Annotated in this window: 14 protein-coding genes; 11 read left to right on the top strand and 3 right to left on the bottom strand. The window is 30.2% G+C overall.

Annotated elements, in window-relative coordinates; all coding sequences use genetic code 11:
• Window positions 1-198 precede the first annotated feature (198 nt).
• The 3 genes from Q0731_RS03710 to Q0731_RS03700 all read left to right on the top strand — a co-directional run bounded on the left by Q0731_RS03710 (window position 199) and on the right by Q0731_RS03700 (window position 3607).
• Window positions 199-2337 (top strand): T9SS type A sorting domain-containing protein, encoded by a 2139-nt coding sequence (locus Q0731_RS03710; protein ID WP_299060041.1) that lies wholly within the window; start codon window positions 199-201, stop codon window positions 2335-2337.
• Between the two features lie 28 nt (window positions 2338-2365).
• Complete coding sequence (locus Q0731_RS03705) at window positions 2366-2533, top strand: hypothetical protein (protein WP_299060039.1); 168 nt, start codon at window positions 2366-2368, stop codon at window positions 2531-2533.
• 204 nt (window positions 2534-2737) lie between these two features.
• The gene (locus Q0731_RS03700; protein WP_299060037.1) at window positions 2738-3607 is read left to right on the top strand and encodes a T9SS type A sorting domain-containing protein; all 870 of its coding nucleotides are present in this window, start codon (window positions 2738-2740) and stop codon (window positions 3605-3607) included.
• Between the two features lie 153 nt (window positions 3608-3760).
• On the opposite strand, the gene Q0731_RS03695 is transcribed toward Q0731_RS03700, so the two are convergent.
• Window positions 3761-4612: an AraC family transcriptional regulator gene (locus Q0731_RS03695; protein ID WP_299060034.1), complete on the bottom strand. Its 852-nt coding sequence runs from the start codon at window positions 4610-4612 to the stop codon at window positions 3761-3763.
• A gap of 150 nt (window positions 4613-4762) precedes the next feature.
• On the opposite strand from Q0731_RS03695, the gene Q0731_RS03690 reads away from it, so the two are divergent.
• The 5 genes from Q0731_RS03690 to Q0731_RS03670 all read left to right on the top strand — a co-directional run bounded on the left by Q0731_RS03690 (window position 4763) and on the right by Q0731_RS03670 (window position 11216).
• Entirely contained in the window at window positions 4763-5719 is a 957-nt protein-coding gene (locus Q0731_RS03690) for a dihydrodipicolinate synthase family protein (RefSeq protein WP_299060031.1), read from the top strand.
• A gap of 51 nt (window positions 5720-5770) precedes the next feature.
• On the top strand, window positions 5771-7354 hold the full coding sequence (locus Q0731_RS03685) for an aldehyde dehydrogenase (NADP(+)) (RefSeq protein WP_299060029.1): 1584 nt from the start codon (window positions 5771-5773) through the stop codon (window positions 7352-7354).
• A complete protein-coding gene (locus Q0731_RS03680; RefSeq protein ID WP_299060026.1) occupies window positions 7355-8365 on the top strand; it encodes a 4-hydroxyproline epimerase in 1011 nt (336 codons plus the stop codon). It abuts the gene before it with no gap.
• A gap of 383 nt (window positions 8366-8748) precedes the next feature.
• Entirely contained in the window at window positions 8749-9996 is a 1248-nt protein-coding gene (locus Q0731_RS03675) for an FAD-dependent oxidoreductase (RefSeq protein ID WP_299060023.1), read from the top strand.
• Between the two features lie 2 nt (window positions 9997-9998).
• Window positions 9999-11216 carry a Xaa-Pro peptidase family protein gene (locus Q0731_RS03670; RefSeq protein ID WP_299060020.1) on the top strand — a complete coding sequence of 406 codons (1218 nt, stop codon included), beginning with the start codon at window positions 9999-10001 and terminating at the stop codon, window positions 11214-11216.
• Between the two features lie 16 nt (window positions 11217-11232).
• On the opposite strand, the gene Q0731_RS03665 is transcribed toward Q0731_RS03670, so the two are convergent.
• Window positions 11233-11979 (bottom strand): T9SS type A sorting domain-containing protein, encoded by a 747-nt coding sequence (locus Q0731_RS03665; RefSeq protein ID WP_299060017.1) that lies wholly within the window; start codon window positions 11977-11979, stop codon window positions 11233-11235.
• Between the two features lie 55 nt (window positions 11980-12034).
• Window positions 12035-13345 carry a GDSL-type esterase/lipase family protein gene (locus Q0731_RS03660; RefSeq protein WP_299060014.1) on the bottom strand — a complete coding sequence of 437 codons (1311 nt, stop codon included), beginning with the start codon at window positions 13343-13345 and terminating at the stop codon, window positions 12035-12037.
• 272 nt (window positions 13346-13617) lie between these two features.
• Between Q0731_RS03660 and Q0731_RS03655 the strand changes: the two genes are divergently transcribed.
• From Q0731_RS03655 to ccoS, 3 genes are all read left to right on the top strand, one after another.
• Window positions 13618-15993 carry a heavy metal translocating P-type ATPase metal-binding domain-containing protein gene (locus Q0731_RS03655; protein ID WP_299060012.1) on the top strand — a complete coding sequence of 792 codons (2376 nt, stop codon included), beginning with the start codon at window positions 13618-13620 and terminating at the stop codon, window positions 15991-15993.
• 32 nt (window positions 15994-16025) lie between these two features.
• Complete coding sequence (hemN, locus tag Q0731_RS03650; protein WP_299060009.1) at window positions 16026-17396, top strand: oxygen-independent coproporphyrinogen III oxidase; 1371 nt, start codon at window positions 16026-16028, stop codon at window positions 17394-17396.
• Window positions 17397-17754: 358 nt separating this feature from the next.
• Window positions 17755-17931 (top strand): cbb3-type cytochrome oxidase assembly protein CcoS, encoded by a 177-nt coding sequence (gene ccoS / locus Q0731_RS03645; protein ID WP_299060006.1) that lies wholly within the window; start codon window positions 17755-17757, stop codon window positions 17929-17931.
• Window positions 17932-17938 lie beyond the last annotated feature (7 nt).

Genomic DNA, 17938 nt, shown 5'->3' with positions numbered 1-17938 from the left:
ACATGTTTTATTAGGTTTTTACAGATTTATATTTTTAGGCTGATTAATATCTATTTTAGTAAAATATTGAGGAAATATTTGTTGTAATAATAAAAAAATTACGGAATTCTATATAATAGTCCATATAATATCTATTTATGTCTATTAATTGAATACAACTTTAAACTAATTTTAACAAAATATTTAAACTTTAATATTATGATAAAAAAAATTACATTAATGTTGCTGTTTTGTGCATCAACATTTATTTATGGACAAACCATATCTAACTTTGAGCCAGGAGATCCAGGAGTAGATGCTACTGGAGGAGGGATTGTAGCTTCTGTAGAAACAAACCCAGTAATGTCTGGATTAAACACATCTGCCAATAGCTTAAGAGTTAGTAGGTCATCAGCAGCAAATTGGTGGGCTTTAGTAAATGTAGATGTTACGCCAGATATTGCAATAGCTGCAGCACCAACAGACACAAAATACATTAGTATGTTGTTAAACTATCCTGCACAACCTGATATAGCTATTCGTGTTTCTGCTGCAGCGGGTAATAATGGGAGTAATGCTATGATTACTAGGGCTTTAAATTCCTATGATGCTTCGGCGGCAAATACATGGCAACAAATAGTTTTTGAAGTAAAAACAGATGGTGATGGTGTGCATAGTTTTACAACTGGTACATTATTTAAAGTTGTAATTCATCCAGATATGGGATTCAATAATATTCCTGCCGGGCAAGTATTAGATGCTACAACATTTGGTTACATAGATAATATTCAAGTTTTAGATACCAATCCTTTAGCTAATGATTGGTTAGGAGTTACTTCAGTAGATTGGAATACTGCAAGCAATTGGTCTAAAAATGCTGTGCCTAGTGTTACAGATTTAGTGACAATACCAACAGGTACAACATTTGCACCTTCAATAAATGCAACTACAGGAGTCAAAGTTCAAAATTTAACCATTAATGCAGGAGCTACAGTTACTGTAGAAGATGGTGGTTCTTTAATTATTACGGGTGTTTCTAGTGGTGCTACAGGTTCTATTAAATATACGAGAACACTAACAGCTGATGCAGACCCTGCAAAGGCTTGGCATTTGGCAACTTCTCCAGTAGCTGGTGTAACTATTGTAGATTTTATTGCAAATAACACACTAGCTAATGGTACTACAAACCCTACCTTTAGAGGTATTGCAAATTATACGAACGATGGAAACGGTTTTAATTACTATGATGTTAGTTATGCTGGCACAGATGCATTTAATGTAGCTAAAGGTTTTGCAATAAAAAATGCAGCAGCTGGTACTGTAGAGTTTTCAGGATTTTTTAGAAAAGCTGATAGAGAGATTACTATTTCTCAAGGTACAGACAATTTTAATTTAGTAGGTAATGCATTTTTAGCCTACATGAATTTGGGTACTTTTTTTACAGATAACAATGCCGTTGATAGATTGTCTGAGGCTACAATTTGGTTATGGGATCCAAGTGCAAATGCTGGAAATGGTGGTTATATTACAAAGATGTCTGGTACAGATGCAGCTTTTGAAATTGCTCCTGGTCAATCCTTTTTTGTAAGTGCTGGTCCTGCTGCTTCAAATGTTGTATCCTTTTCAGAAGCCAATCAAAGTCATCAAACAGATACTTTCTTAAAAAGCACTTCTAATAGAACAGAAATACAATTAAATGTACAACAAGGTGACTTAATTAATAATACAAGTTTATATTACATTGAGGGTACCACTACAGGTTTCGATAATGGTTTTGATGGTTCTTTATTTACAGGTATTGAAAGTGATCTTTCTATTTATACAGAATTAGTTGCAGATGTTAATGGCAGTAAAATAGCTGTACAATCGTTACCAAATTCAGATTACGATAATATGATTGTTCCTATTGGTTTAAAAGCTGAAGCTGGAAAAGAAATTATCATTTCTGCTGAGTTATTAAATTTACCTGAAGGAATCAATGTTTTTTTAGAAGATAGACTAAATAACACAATGACAAACTTAAACGATGGAGACTTTACTATTAATTTAAATGAAAATGTAAACGGATCAGGAAGATTCTTTTTAAGAACATCTGCAAATGTACTTTCTACTAAAAACATCGAATTAACTGATGTAAGTATTTTTAAATTGGGTAATGGTACTTTAAGAGTTACAGGTTTAGAAAATGCAAATGGTGTTATTTCTGTTTTTAATATAACAGGAAAACAAATGATGGCTCAAAAATTTGAAGCTAATAGCACTTTAAATATTAAATTACCAAATTTAGCTACTGGAGTGTACATTGTAAGATTAAACACAAATAACGGAACAGTAAACAAAAAAATAATTTTAGAATAATTTACGAGAAACTTTAAAGAAGAATATTATGAAAAAAACCACAGAAACAAACATAGAAATTACTCGTAAAGAAGCTATTAATAAAATAGGTAATTATGGTAAATATGCAGCTTTAACGGCATTAGGTACTTATCTAATTCTAAGTCCACAAAAAGCACAAGCTGCGAGCCCTGAAGCCCCAGGTACTGGTTTTTAATTTTTTTTATTTATTTTTATGAAGTAAATAAAATACTAATAACAAAAGCTCTAACTAATAAGTTGGAGCTTTTATTATTAAAAAATGACAACCTTTGTTTTTAGTATTTAAAACAATATAAGCCATTTAATCAATATTATTATCTATCTTAATAAAACTTAAACTATGTATTTTTATCTTCTAAACTTTTTAAATACATATATGATGAAAAAAATTACTTTATTTACCCTACTTACATTTATAACGACTGTTAGTTTTGGTCAACTTGAATTACAGAGTTTTGAAGTTGCTGCTGATGCTGAAAGCTTTGCTCAAGCATCTTCTATTGGTTTTGAGTATGTAGAAAATCCTTTTAAAGACGATAATAATGATTCAGATAACTGTTTGAAAATATCTAGTACTGATGGTGCTCATGCTTGGTGGGGGCTTATTCGTATTCCTGTAGATCCTGTTGTTACAATATCTGCAGCAGAGTCTAAATTTTTAAGTATTATGGTTAATTACCCTGCACAACCAGATTTAGCTGTTCGTCTTTTGGGGTCAGGTGTAGCACAAATAAATGGTACTAATCCACAAGTTTTAAGGGCTTTAAATCAATACGACTCATCAGAAGGAAAAGTAAATACTTGGCAAGAAATCGTATTTGAAATTAAGGATGGTCCAGACGCTTTTGCATATACTCATGGAGATTTAGATAGAATTGTATTTCACCCTGATGTTGCTGATAGAAACGAACCAAGTGGAAGAGTGATAAGTGATGTTGTATTTGGTTATATTGATAATATTCGTATTTTAGATGAAAATCCTTTAACAGCACTTAGTGTTGAAAATATTTCTTTAGAAGATGCTATATCTATCTACCCAACTTCAGTAGCTTCTACTTTTAAAGTAAAAACTACGCAAACAATTAACAATGTATCTCTTTTTAATATTTTAGGTAAAGAAGTTTCTAAAAACATGGTAAATCTAAATAATGAAGCTTATGATATTAGTTCTTTAGTCACAGGAGTTTATATTGTAAAAGTTACTGTTGATAATGGTAGTTTTATGACAAAAAAAATAATAAAAAAATAAATATTTTGTTATAAATTATTTAATTTTTAAACTAAAAAAAATCTCGACTTTTAAAGTTGGGATTTTTTTATGGGTTTACATTATACAATAAAAGTTTTTTTTTAGAATAGCGACCTTTAACAAAAGTTAAAATAATTTTGTAATAAAATTACTTTAATTTTTATGAAATGATTTCTTAAACTCAGTTGGAGATTGCTGTTTGTAAAATAGAAATTGTCTATTAAAGTTAGAAATGTTATGATATCCAGATTGTTCTGCAATATCTATAATAGTTGCTTCTTTTTCTTTTATTAAGAGTTTACATGCATTTTCTATTCTTAGCTCCATTAAAAACTGAAAATAGGTTTTATTGGTTCTTTTTTTAAAATATTTGCAGAAAGCATTTTTAGTCATATTTGCAATTTTACTAATCTCTTCTAGCGTTATTTTTTTTGCAAAATTATTCATGGTATATTCAAAAATAGTACGCATTCTGTTTCCTTCATTCACAGAATATTTTTTATCGTAAATAAAAGAAGACAAACTTTTAAATTTTGTGTTAGAAGTATTGTTAATCAATTGTAGTAAAATTATAAAACGCTCTAATTTAGAACTCAATTTTAACTTTAAAAACTGTTTTTTTATCTTTTTAGTGTTCGTTTTAACTTTAAAACCATGTTTAGATTTAACAAAGAAACGCTCTAAATCTCTCATTTCTTCCAAATCAAAAAAGGAGTCCCCAAAAGATTTTCTGGTAAAAAATAAGCTTATCATGTGCACTTTTTCGTCTTTTTTAATATCGCTTTTAAAAACATGAGGTACACAGCTACCAATTACAAAAATATCATTTCTTTTAAATTCGTTAATAGTATCGCCTACAATTAAAGTGCCTTCTCCTTTTTTTATAAAGCAAATTTGAATTTCTTCATGTTGATGTAATTTGTCATAAAAAGCCTTACCAATATCTTGCTGAAAGATAAGTGCATCATTTTTTTGTTTCGGTATTTGAAATGGTAAAACTTTCATTTTTGTAAAAATAAGTATAAAATATGCTTAAATTGTTAATTTAATTATAAATATGGATAATAAAGTATCTATAATGGATAACTAAAGATTAATTTAAAACAGCTTTTTCTATTTATTTTTGATAAAAAATAAAACAAAAACACTACAATTATGAGTTTACAATGGAATGGCGTAATGCCTGCAGTGTTTACATGGCTGAAAGAGTCAAAATCTGGTACTCTTGAAATTGACTATGATGTAACACAAAAACAGGCCGCTGGTATTTTACAAGCTCAAGGAAGGGCAGGAAGTAAAATGAGCGGACTTGTTGGTTCTGGTACTTTAGGTGAGAATAGTTACTTGAGCAACAAACAACGACTCTCTTTACTTAAATCCCTTTCTGAGGTTGCTAAAGATTACAATGTTCCTTTGATTAGCGGAGCTGCCGCTGAAACTAAAGAAGAACTTGCCAAAATTGTTGAAGGACTTGCAAAAGTTGGAGTTGATACAGTTATGGTTATGCCACCTAAAACTAAGGCAGTACCTTCTGAAAAAGAAATGTATGAGTATTATGCACTTTCTGAAGCAACTGCAAAAGATGTAGGTGTAACAATTATGCCTTATAATAATCCTGATGCAGCTGGTTATCATGCAATTTCAACGAACCTTCTCACAAGACTTTCTGTTCTTTCTAAAGTAACTGCTCTTAAAATATCTACTATAGATGTTTCAATTATTGAAACTTTGATGTTAGAAAATAAAGATTTAAAAATTTTGGCAGGTGTAGACACAGTTACTGTGTATGCAGGTCTCGCAGGTGCAAGTGGTGGAATTACAGGAGTAGGCACTATCTTCCCAAAAGCAAGTGTTACTATGCAGGAGTATGTTTTAAAAGGAGAATGGAATGAGGCAAACAAAATTTCTCGGGCTTTAAATTCTTTATCTTATTTAGATGCTCAGCCATTACTTATGGAATATCTTAAACTAGCCATGGGAATTCATCATAATGATGTTGCTGGAGGACTGCGAACCTTTGGTAAGAAATTAACTCAACAACAAATTAATGATGTTAGTGCAAGATATATTCTTGCGAAAGAAAGACTTGAAGTTCTAGACTTATTAAGTTGATCCTTTCATATATTCAAAAAATTTGAAAAAAACATTTAAAAATAAGTAAAGATGATTACAGGGAAAAATTATATTGGTAATATATTATCAGCAGAAGGAACAACAAAATTCACTACTTTTAATCCGCTAGAAAATAAAGAGAACGAGTGGACTTTTACAGAAGCTTCTACAGAAGAAATAAACGAAGCATGTGAATTGGCAGCCAAAGCGTTTAAAAAGTACTCAAGAGCTTCAGGAACAAAAAAAGCAGAGTTTCTTAGAGCAATTGCAGATGAAATAGAATCTTTAGGAGACCATTTATTAGAAGTTTATTCTTTAGAAAGTGGTTTGCCAAATGGAAGAGCTGCAGGAGAAAGAGGAAGAACTTTAGGTCAATTGAGATCCTTTGCAAATCATTTAGAAGAGGGTACTTGGGTAGAAGCATCAATAGATACTGCAAAACCAGATAGACAACCAATGCCAAAAGTAGATTTAAGAAAAATGAATGTAGCTTTAGGACCAGTAGTGGTTTTTGGAGCATCTAATTTTCCATTAGCATTTTCTACAGCTGGAGGTGATGCTGCTGCAGCTTTAGCAGCAGGTTGCCCAATTATTGTAAAGTCACACCCAATGCATGCAGGCACTGGTGAGTTAGTTGCATCAGCAATTTTAGAAGCAGCGACAAAAACAGGCATGCCAAATGGGGTATTCTCTAACTTAAATTCTAACGGAATAGAAGTTGGGCAACAATTGGTGAAAAACTCATTTATTAAAGCAGTAGCTTTTACCGGAAGTTTAAAAGGAGGAAGGGCATTATATGATTTGGCTGCAACAAGAGAAGAGCCAATCCCTGTTTTTGCAGAAATGGGCAGTATAAATCCAGTAATAATTTTACCAAAAGCACTAGAAAATAGAGCAAAAGTAATTGGTGAAACGTATGCAGGTTCTATTACTTTAGGAACTGGACAATTTTGTACCAATCCAGGTTTAATTTTAGCTATAAAATCTGATGGATTAACCGAATTTGTAACCAGTTTATCCTCGCAAATTTTAAAAATAGACGCTTCTTGTATGTTACACCCAAATATTGCAGATGCGTATGAAAAAAATAAAAAGAAAGCATTATATCAAAATAGAGTGCAAGTTTTAGCTGAGAATTCTAATAATGTAAAACCAAATTTTGCTAAACAAGTTGTAGCAACAGTAAGAGGGGATACTTTTTTAGAAAACCCAACATTGCATCATGAGATTTTTGGACCTTATTCTTTAGTTGTTCAATGTAAAAGTATAAATCAGTTAGAAAAAATTGTCTCAAAATTAGAAGGGCAACTAACAGGAACTGTAATTTCTGATGAAAATGAAGTGGATAATTATATAACTTTAATTCATGAATTAGAAAATAGAGTAGGGCGTATTATTTTTAACGGAGTGCCAACAGGTGTAGAAGTTTGTGCATCTATGTTGCATGGTGGTCCTTATCCTGCATCTACAGATAGTAGGTTTACAGCAGTAGGTGTAGATTCTATAAAACGTTTTGTAAGGCCTTTTAGTTATCAAGACTGGCCAAATAATTTGTTGCCAGCAGAGCTTCAAAATAAAAATCCGTTAGGAATTTTAAGAAATGTAGATGGAGAAAAAACTACTAAAGCTATATAAATGAGCAAAAGTACATTTCATTGTATAGATGCACATACGTGTGGCAACCCAGTAAGGGTTGTAAAAAGTGGTGGTCCAAAACTTGTAGGTAATAATATGAGCGAGAAACGACAACACTTTTTAAAAGAATACGATTGGATTAGAAAAGGTTTAATGTTTGAACCAAGAGGTCATGATATGATGAGTGGAAGTATATTATATCCACCTCATAATCCAGAAAACGATTTTGCTATTTTATTTATAGAAACTTCTGGTTGTTTGCCAATGTGTGGTCATGGTACTATTGGTAGCATTACCATTGCTATTGAAGAGGGGTTGGTTGTACCAAAAATACAAGGAAAAATTAGAATGGAAGCTCCTGCAGGTTTGGTAGAAATAGCATATCAACAAAGAGACAAAAAAGTAGATTGGGTAAAGTTAATCAACGTAAAAAGTTATTTAGCGGCAGAAAATTTAACTATAGATTGCCCAGAATTAGGAACACTTACTTTTGATGTTTCTTACGGAGGAAATTATTACGCAATTATAGATCCGCAAAAAAACTTTACAGGAGTGCACGATTTTACTGCGAGTAAAATTGTACAATATTCACAAGTTGTTAGAGAAAGAATCAACTTAAAATACCCAAATTTATTTGTGCATCCAGAAAATGAAACAATTAAAGATGTTACACATTTATTATGGACAGGGAAACCTTTAGACCCAACTTCTTCTGGTAGAAATGCTGTTTTTTATGGAGATAAAGCCATTGATAGAAGTCCTTGTGGAACAGGTACTTCTGCAAGATTGGCACAATTATACGCCAAAGGAAAATTAAAAGTTGGCGAAGAATTTATTCATGAAAGTTTTATAGGATCTAAATTTACAGGAAAAGTGGAGCAAGTAACAACTTTAAACGGCAAATTAGCAATTATACCAAGTATAAAAGGTTGGGCAAAAGTATTTGGTTACAATACTATTAGCATAGATGCTAAAGATGACCCTTATGCACATGGTTTTCAAGTGATTTAATTTGAGGTTTATAATATAATTGAAGTATTTTTTAAGAGTTTTTAGAACCAGAATTATTACTTAAAATTTAATCAAAATAGAATTTAATTACACAGCAATGTTTAAAAAATACATCAATTTAATTTTTGGAATTTTAACATTTATCTATTTTATAAGTCTGTTTTTTGATGAAACACCAAAGAAAATAGGAAGTCTTTCTTTAAATATTTGGTTGGTAAGATTTGTTTGGTTGTCAATATTAATATCTAATTTCTCTAGATTTATAATATTAAGAAAGTAAAGTACCAATTTAAGTATAAAGAAAAATTGCATAAAAAGCGAACACTTAAACTATTGATTTATTTACAATCTTTAGTTAATTAGTTTTTAATTTAAAAGTATAGATGAGTAAAAATATTGTAATTATTGGTGGTGGAATTATTGGCTTGTCAACTGCTTATTATCTTCAAAAACAAGGGTATAAAGTTACCATTATTGATAAAACAAATATGGATACTGGAGCATCGCATGTAAATGCGGGTTATATAACACCAAGTCATTTTATTTCTTTGGCAGCACCAGGAATCATTACAAAAGGCATTAAATGGATGTTTGATTCTTCGAGTCCTTTTTACGTAAAACCAAGAATAGATCTCGATTTTATAAAATGGAGTTTGGCTTTTAAAAAATCGGCTACTAAAGAAAAAGTTGCTAAATCAATGAAACCAATTTTAGATATTAATTTATTTGGAAGAGATTTATATGAAGATTTAAAAAAGACAAACGACTTTAATTTTCATTATGAAAAAAAAGGATTGTTGATGTTGTATAAATCTGATAAAATTGGCGAAGAAGAATGGGAAGTTGGAAAAAAGGGTATTGGGCAAGGTTTACAAGTTGAAAATTTATCTGCAAAAGAAGTTCAGAAATTAGAGCCTAATGCTAATTTAAACATTAAAGGAGGTGTTTACTACCATTCTGATGCACATATGACTCCTAATGTATTTATGAAAGAAATGATTTCTTATCTAGAAAAAAATGGTGTTACTTTTTACAAAAATGAAGAAGTTAAAGATTTAGAGGTTTCAGTAGGAAAAATTTCATCAATCAAAACTAATAAAAGAGAATTAAAAGCGGATGAAGTTGTTGTAGCTGCAGGGAGTTGGAGTCCATTACTCACAAAAAAGTTGGATTTAAAAATCCCGATTCAAGCAGGGAAAGGGTATAGTATAAACGTAAAAAGCGATACTAAAATTACCATTCCAGCAATTTTATGTGAAGCAAAAGTAGCAGTAACACCAATGAATGGGTTTACACGATTTGCAGGCACTATGGAAATTGCTGGGATTAATCATGATATTAATCTAAAAAGAGTAGAGGCAATTGCAAATGCAGGGAAAAGTTATTATCCAGATTTAGCAATTACATCCGAAGAAAAAGAAACTACAAATTGTGGTTTAAGACCATGTTCTCCTGATGGATTGCCCTATATTGGCAAGTCTAGAAAATGTAAAAATTTAACTGTTGCAACAGGTCATGCAATGATGGGTTGGAGTTTAGGACCTGCAACAGGAAAATTAGTTTCAGAAATTATTTCAGGAGTAAAAACCTCTGTAGATATTGCTTCATTTCATCCAGATAGAAAATTTTAAATATGAATAAATTCGGAATTGGAGGTTCTACTTCAGCAATAGAATTAGCAAAAATAAAACCTTTACAAAATAGTGTAAAACCAATACAAAAAGCGGAGTATAAACAGCGAATTTACAAGATTTGTGGTTTAATGAAAGCTAATAACGTAAAAGCAATTTATGTAAATGCAGGTGCAAATTTACTCTATTTTACAGGCACACACTGGAATGCAAGTGAAAGAATGGTAGGTGCAATTTTACTCCCAAATGAACAGGTACATTATATTGCTCCGAATTTTGAAAAAGGAACGATTCAAGATTTTTTAGAAGTAGAGGGAGAAATTCATTGCTGGGAAGAAGACGAAAATCCGCAACAATTATTTTTTGATATTTTAAAAGATAATCATATTTGTGATGGAGAAATTCAGATTGATGAAACTACGCCTTTTTCTATCATTAATGGGTTTTCAGAACAAAAAGAAACCTTTAAAATAACCATAGCAACTGCTTTAATTTCGGAATGTAGAATGATAAAATCGGCAGCAGAAATTGCTATTATGCAGCATGTAATGGATATTACTATGGAAGTGCAAAAAGCTGCCGCAAGAATTTTGAGAGTTGGTATTTCTGCAAAAGAAGTAGAAAATTTTATTCATGAAGCCCATAAAAAACATGGTGTTTCTTCGGGTTCTTATTTTTGTATTGTTTTATTTGGTGTAGATTCATCTTTTCCTCATGGAGTTAAAAATCCGAAGAATTTAGAACTTAACGATATCGTTTTGGTAGATACAGGATGCCAACTCTATGATTATATTTCAGATATTACAAGAACGTATGTTTTTGGCGAGGCTAATGAATTACAACGTAAAATTTGGAACATCGAAAAAGAAACACAACAAGCTGCTTTTGAAGCTGCTATTTTGGGTGATTCTTGCAGTTCTATTGATGAGGCATCAAGAAAAACTTTAGAAAAACATACTTTAGGACCAGATTATAAATTGCCAGGTTTACCTCATAGAACTGGTCATGGAATTGGGTTGCAAATTCATGAATATCCTTACATAGTAAGAGGAAATAATACCAATTTAAAAGTAGGCATGACGTTTAGTAACGAACCAATGATTTGTGTATCTAATGAATTTGGAATTCGTTTAGAAGATCATATTTATATGACCCAAAATGGTGCAAAATGGTTTACAGAACCAGCATATTCTATAGAGAATCCTTTTGGAGTTTTATAGTTTTCTGTAAATAAAATTATTGTTTTATTATTTTTAGTGTTTCAATAATGTTATTTTCATCAATACATTTTATCAAATATAAACCAGTAGATAAACTACTTAAATCATATTCTTTTATAGTAATTCTATTTATGTTTTTAGTTATTTGGTTTCCTAAAAAGTTATAAAAGTAAACTTCTTTTAATGTTTTTTCTGTAGAAATTTTTAACATATTTTCTACTGGATTTGGTTGTATAGAAATTACATTGTTCTTAAAATTTTCGGCAGATGAAGAGAGGGTTACGCCTTCTAAAAGAACTATTTCATCAATATAGCCAACCTCTCCAAAGTCATTTAAAATGAAACCTGTAGGTTCGTTTTCAAAACCTAAATCAGGAAAAATAAGAATATTATTTACTTCAATTTCATTTTCTTGAGCAATAATAGGAAATACAATTGTTTGCCAAGTATTAAAATTTGTATATTTTTCTAACGGTCTAATAAGTGTTGAAATAATAGTTTCTGAATTCTCTTTTTCGTTAGCAACTTGTAAAGCAATATCTGGTTGTGCTTTGTAATTTACCATCATTTGAATATATCTTGTGGTATTTGGAGCAATGGTAAATTTATCAACTGAAAAACTAATTAATGCATCAGCATTGTTGGATGTTCTCCATACTTTAACGGAATTTTCTGAATTGTTTATAACGCTGTTATTTTGTCCGTAAATAAATACAGAACAACAAAAAAGTGAAATAATTATAAATAATATTTTTTTGGTCATTATAAATATTTAGGTGTTTTTAGTTTTGTACTTTAAAATAAGATTCATCAATTGGTTAAAAAAACTTCATAATTTCATCAGAAATTAAGTGATGGCCAGCAGTATTTGGGTGGTTAAATGAAGATAAATAACTGTTTACATTATTACCTGCAATCACAGCCTCTTTAAATTGCTCATAACTATCAACTATTGCAACACCGTTTTCTTGTGCTAATCTTTTAACCTGTTCTGTATGCAGGTACAAATCTGTAGTTGTAGACAACATATCTACATCTCTAAAAGGTGATGGTGTTAATAAAATAACTTTAATTCCTTTAGCAATTGCTTTTTTAATCATTTCATCCCAAGCAGCATAAGGTGCTTCTAAACCTTTAGAACGATCATTTAAACTATAATCTATAAACAAAACATCTGGTTTATGCACCAAAACATCAGCGTCGAATCTTGTAGCCCCTTGTATAGAATTTTCTCCACCAATAGATGTTTTTATAGTGTTAATTACTGCTGTAGGGTACTTGGTAGATAATTTTTCTAATATTTGATGAGGATAAGAATTTAATGTTTCTACAGTTGGTGTTTGATAATAACCAGAAGGAACTGAATGTCCGTGAAAAACTAAATTTATTGTTCGGTTAGAAGGCCAGTTTTTGGTTAATTCTGTTTTTATATTGGTTAAATATTTTTCATTACTAGTATCAAAACCATCTGTTTTATTAACAGTAATTTTATCTATATAACCAAAAGAATCTGTGTTATTTAACACAAAACCCTTAGGTGTATTACTAAAACCAGCATCTGGAAAAATAATAATAGCTTTTATAGTAATACCATTTATACCACCTTCTATAGGGAATACTAAATTTTGCCAATTTCCATAATCTGTATATTTATTTGTAGCTCTAATAGCAGTTTCTGGGTTTCCATTAGAATTCTCATCTTCTCCATCTATTCTAATAACTACATCTGTTTCTGCAGGGAAGTTTACAGCGATATTTAAAAATTTAATTGTATTTGCAGGTATTTCTACAGCAGTTACAGGGAAAGCAATCAACTCAAACCAGTTTGTACCAGTTCTGCTAAACTTAAGACTATTTGCAGAATTATTAATGGTATTAGAATTAGGGTTAGGAACAATTGAAAAAGAGCCTCCATGTCTTGATACTACATTTTGATGACCAGGCTCAAAATCTTGAAGCAGTTCGCTTTGATTGATACTTGAGTTATTTACTATAGAAAATTGTGCACCGTTTCTAGAAACAACATTGGGCGAATTTGCTTCAAAATTATTTAAAGTGGTATTTTGACAAAAAGTGATTTCTAAACAACAAATTGATAACAGAACTAAAAAAATTATTTTATTTTTCATTTTAGATAAAATTAATTAGAAAGTAAAGATAGTTTGATTTACTATTTACATAATAGACCATTATACCTAAAGTATAGATGATATTTTAAATTAAGAAAAACTTTTAAAGGCCTCTATATTTAAAGAATTAAGATGATGAATAAGGTTTAGACTCTATTAATTAGATTGTAAAACCACCTTAAAATTAGGGAAACCTAATTTCTAACAGATGATAAATATCATATTCTAAAATTATTTTTTTTCTGAATTTTGCAACAGGCAAAAGAGTAAATATGAATTCTACACAATGTTTTCACTGTGGCGATTCTTGTGATGATGATGTAATTAAATTCGAAGAAAAAAGTTTCTGTTGCAACGGTTGTAAAACGGTGTATGAAATTTTTTCTGAGAACGACTTAACTTGTTATTACGATTTTCAAGACAATCCAGGGGCGATTCCAACAGAAATTCAAGGAAAATACGATTTCTTGGATAACAACGATATTACCGAAAAATTATTAGATTTTTCTGATAGTAACACACAGATAGTAACCTTGTATATACCTCATATTCATTGTAGTTCTTGTATTTGGGTGTTAGAAAACTTACATAAATTAAACCCAAAAGTAGCTGCTTCTCAAGTAGATTTTCCTAAGAAAAAAGTAAGAATAACCTATCATTCAGATACAATTACTTTAAAAGAAATTGTGCTGTTATTAAGCTCCATTGGTTATGAGCCTTACATTAGTTTAGAAGATTATGAAGCAGGTAAAAAAAATATTGATAGAAGCTTAATTTATAAATTAGGTATTGCAGGTTTTGCGTTCGGAAACGTCATGTTTTTATCATTTCCAGAATATTTTGAAGTATCAGAATTTTGGTTAGAGGAATATAAAAATGTTTTTAGAGGGTTAATGCTCTTCTTTTCTTTACCCGTTGTTTTTTATGCGGCCAATGATTATTTTATTTCAGCCTATAAAGGATTGCGTTCTAAAATATTAAATATTGATATACCTATTGCATTAGGAGTTTTAGTATTATTTATAAGAAGTGCAGTAGAAGTACTTTTTAATTTAGGAACTGGTTTTTTTGATAGTTTAACAGGTTTGGTTTTCTTTTTACTATTAGGAAAATTTTTTCAACAGAAAACCTACAATTTTTTGTCTTTTGAAAGAGATTATAAATCCTATTTTCCAATTGCAGTTACACGTATTTCATCAAATCAAAAAGAAGAAAATGTGCCTATTTATGATGTTGAAAAAGGAGATCGTTTGTTGATTAGAAATCAAGAATTAATTCCTGTTGATGGTATTTTAATCAACGGAAACGCACAAATAGATTATAGTTTTGTTACAGGAGAAGCAGATGCTGTTGTAAAAAAATCTGGAGATAAATTATTTGCAGGAGGAAAACAACTTTCTGGAGTATTAGAAATGGAAGTTTTGGCTTCTGTTTCTCAAAGTTATTTAACACAATTATGGAGCAATGATGTTTTTAACAAAGACCATAAAACGTATTTTAAAACCATTACAGATACCATTAGCAAAAACTTTACAATTGCTGTTTTATTAATTGCGTTTTTAGCAACTTTATTTTGGTTGTTTTTTGATGCCAGTAAAGCATTAAACGTTTTTACAGCTGTTTTAATAATTGCTTGTCCTTGTGCAATTGCATTGGCTGCACCTTTTACTTTAGGTAATATGTTACGCATTTTTGGAAAACAAAAATTCTATCTAAAAAATGCAACAGTTATAGAGCAATTAGCCCAAATAGATACTTTAATTTTTGATAAAACAGGTACTTTAACTACTAATAAAGAAAGTACTATTACTTATGATGGAGTTGTGTTAAACGAACAAGAAAAGTCCATTTTAAAAAGTGCGTTAAGAGCTTCAAATCATCCTTTAAGTAGAACTTTATATGATACTTTTAAGGAAGTTGAAGTAGTTAAAATTACTAATTTTGACGAAATTGTAGGAAAAGGAATTCAGGTTTCTTACAAGGATAATCATTTAAAATTAGGAGCATCAACCTTTGTTAAAAATGAGATTGATAACAATACTTTAGATACTGCTGTTCATATCAGCTTTAATAATATTTATAAAGGAAAATTCACTTTTAAAAATTCGTATAGAAAAGGTGTAAAACCCTTATTTAATTCTTTACAAAACAACTATAATTTAGCTGTTGTTTCTGGAGATAATGAAGGGGAAAGAAACTATTTAGAAGAAAATTTACCTAAAGAAACACATTTATTATTCAACCAAAAACCAGAAGATAAATTAAATGTAGTTGCTAATCTTCAAAAAGAAAATAAAAAAGTAGCTATGATTGGTGATGGTTTAAATGATGCTGGAGCTTTGGCTCAGAGTAATGTTGGTATTTCTTTATCAGAAAACATCAATGTATTTTCTCCTGCTTGTGATGCTATTTTAGATGCCTCAAAATTTAATAAAATTGGTCAGTTTGTAAAAGCATCAAAAAAAGCAATTAAAATTATTAAGTATTGCTTTATACTCTCTTTATGTTACAACGTAGTAGGTTTGTATTTTGCAGTTACAGGACAATTAATGCCAGTTATTGCAGCAATTTTAATGCCTTTAAGCTCTATAAGTATCGTTGTTTTTACAACAATTTCCACTAATTTATTAGGAAGAAAAATAAACTAACGCTTTTGTGGCTTTGTTAAAAAATTATAAAAATGAAACAATCATTAGTACAAAAATATAACATTCCAGGACCAAGATACACCAGTTATCCAACAGTGCCTTATTGGAACAAAGCAGGAATTGAAAAACAAGATTGGTTCACATCTTTTAAAACATCATTTAAAGAAAGTAACGCTTCAGAAGGCATTAGTTTGTACATTCATTTGCCATTTTGTGAGAGTTTGTGTACGTTTTGTGCATGTCATAAACATATCACAAAACGTCATGAAGTAGAGGAGGAGTATATAGAAACTGTTTTAAAAGAATGGAAATTATATGTTGCTTTGGTTGATGAAATTCCGGTAGTGAAAGAACTACATTTAGGTGGTGGAACACCTACTTTTTTCTCAAAAGAAAACCTAAAATTTTTAATGGATGGAATTTTTGAGATTGCAAAAAAACACTTAGATGCAGAGTTTAGTTTTGAGGGCCATCCAAATAATACTACCAAAGAGCAATTACAAACTTTATACAATTGTGGCTTTACAAGAGTAAGTTATGGTGTGCAAGATTATAATGAAAAAGTACAAGAAGCTATTCACAGAATTCAACCTTTTGAAGCTGTAAAGCAAGTTACCAAATGGGCAAGAGAAATTGGCTATACCTCTGTAAGTCACGATTTAATTTTTGGCTTACCACATCAAACCAAAGAAAACGTTATTTATACTATCAACAAAACAAAAGAATTACAACCAGATAGAATTTCGTTTTACAGTTATGCACACGTGCCTTGGGTAAAAGGCGTTGGGCAAAGAGGCTTTAATGAAGATGATTTGCCAAAAAATGATGAAAAAAGAGAGTTGTATGAAATTGGTAAAGAATTATTTGCAGAACTTGGGTATGAAGAAATAGGCATGGATCATTTTGCACTAAAAACCGATACTTTGTACAAGGCAATTACCAACAAAACTTTGCATAGAAATTTTATGGGCTACACAGCTAATAAAACCCAATTAATGATTGGTTTGGGCATGTCTGCAATATCAGATTCTTGGTATGCATTTGCACAAAATGTAAAAACGGTAAAAGAATATCAGCAATTGGTCAATGCAGGAGAAATTCCAATTTTTAGAGGACATTTATTATCAAAAGAAGATAGAATTATTAGAAAACATATTTTAAATATGATGTGTCATTTTTCCACTTCGTGGGATGAAAAATCGTTGCAAATTAAAGATATTGAAAAACATTTCTACTTATTATTAGAAATGCAAAAAGATGGTTTGGTTTTTATTGATGAAAAAGAAAAAACACTAACCATACCAGAAAAAGCAAGACCCTTTGTAAGAAATATTTGTATGGCTTTTGATGTGCATTTACTAGAAAATAAGCCAAAAACACAGTTGTTTTCGATGACGATTTAGTTCTAAAGTTTTTATTTACCTCTCATTTCAACGATAGGAGAAATCTCACTCGATTCCATAATTATATGCTCTTTTCTTATAAGATTTCTCCTAAAAGTCTGAAATAACAAGATTCAAATTATTGTTTTAACCACTTTAATTAACGCTGTTTTTGCAAAGTTTTGTTAAGCTGTAAGAAATGCATAAGCCAATAAAGGTAACAAAAGAACAACAAACTGTCTAAGAGTTGAGAGAAACCAAACCAAAACACAACTATTTACTATGACTATTTTAAGATAGTTTTAAGAAACATGACAATCGTCATATTTTAATAAAACCATCAATAGTATTTTTGATATATCAAACTATCAGGCAAGATATGAGCGTAATATATTTACTACTTATCATAAGTATAATAGTAGCAATCTTATTTTTTATCGCATTTATTTACTCAGTAAAAACTGGGCAATTCGATGATTCTTACACACCATCTGTTCGTATGTTGTTTGATGATGAATTAGTAAAAGAAACAACAAAAAAATCAACTTTAGACTAAATTAAAT

The sequence above is a fragment of the uncultured Polaribacter sp. genome (assembly GCF_947497695.1).
In the GTDB taxonomy this organism is placed as follows: domain Bacteria; phylum Bacteroidota; class Bacteroidia; order Flavobacteriales; family Flavobacteriaceae; genus Polaribacter.
Note: the sequence above shows the minus strand (reverse complement) of the source record. Positions and strands in the feature narration are given on the sequence as shown.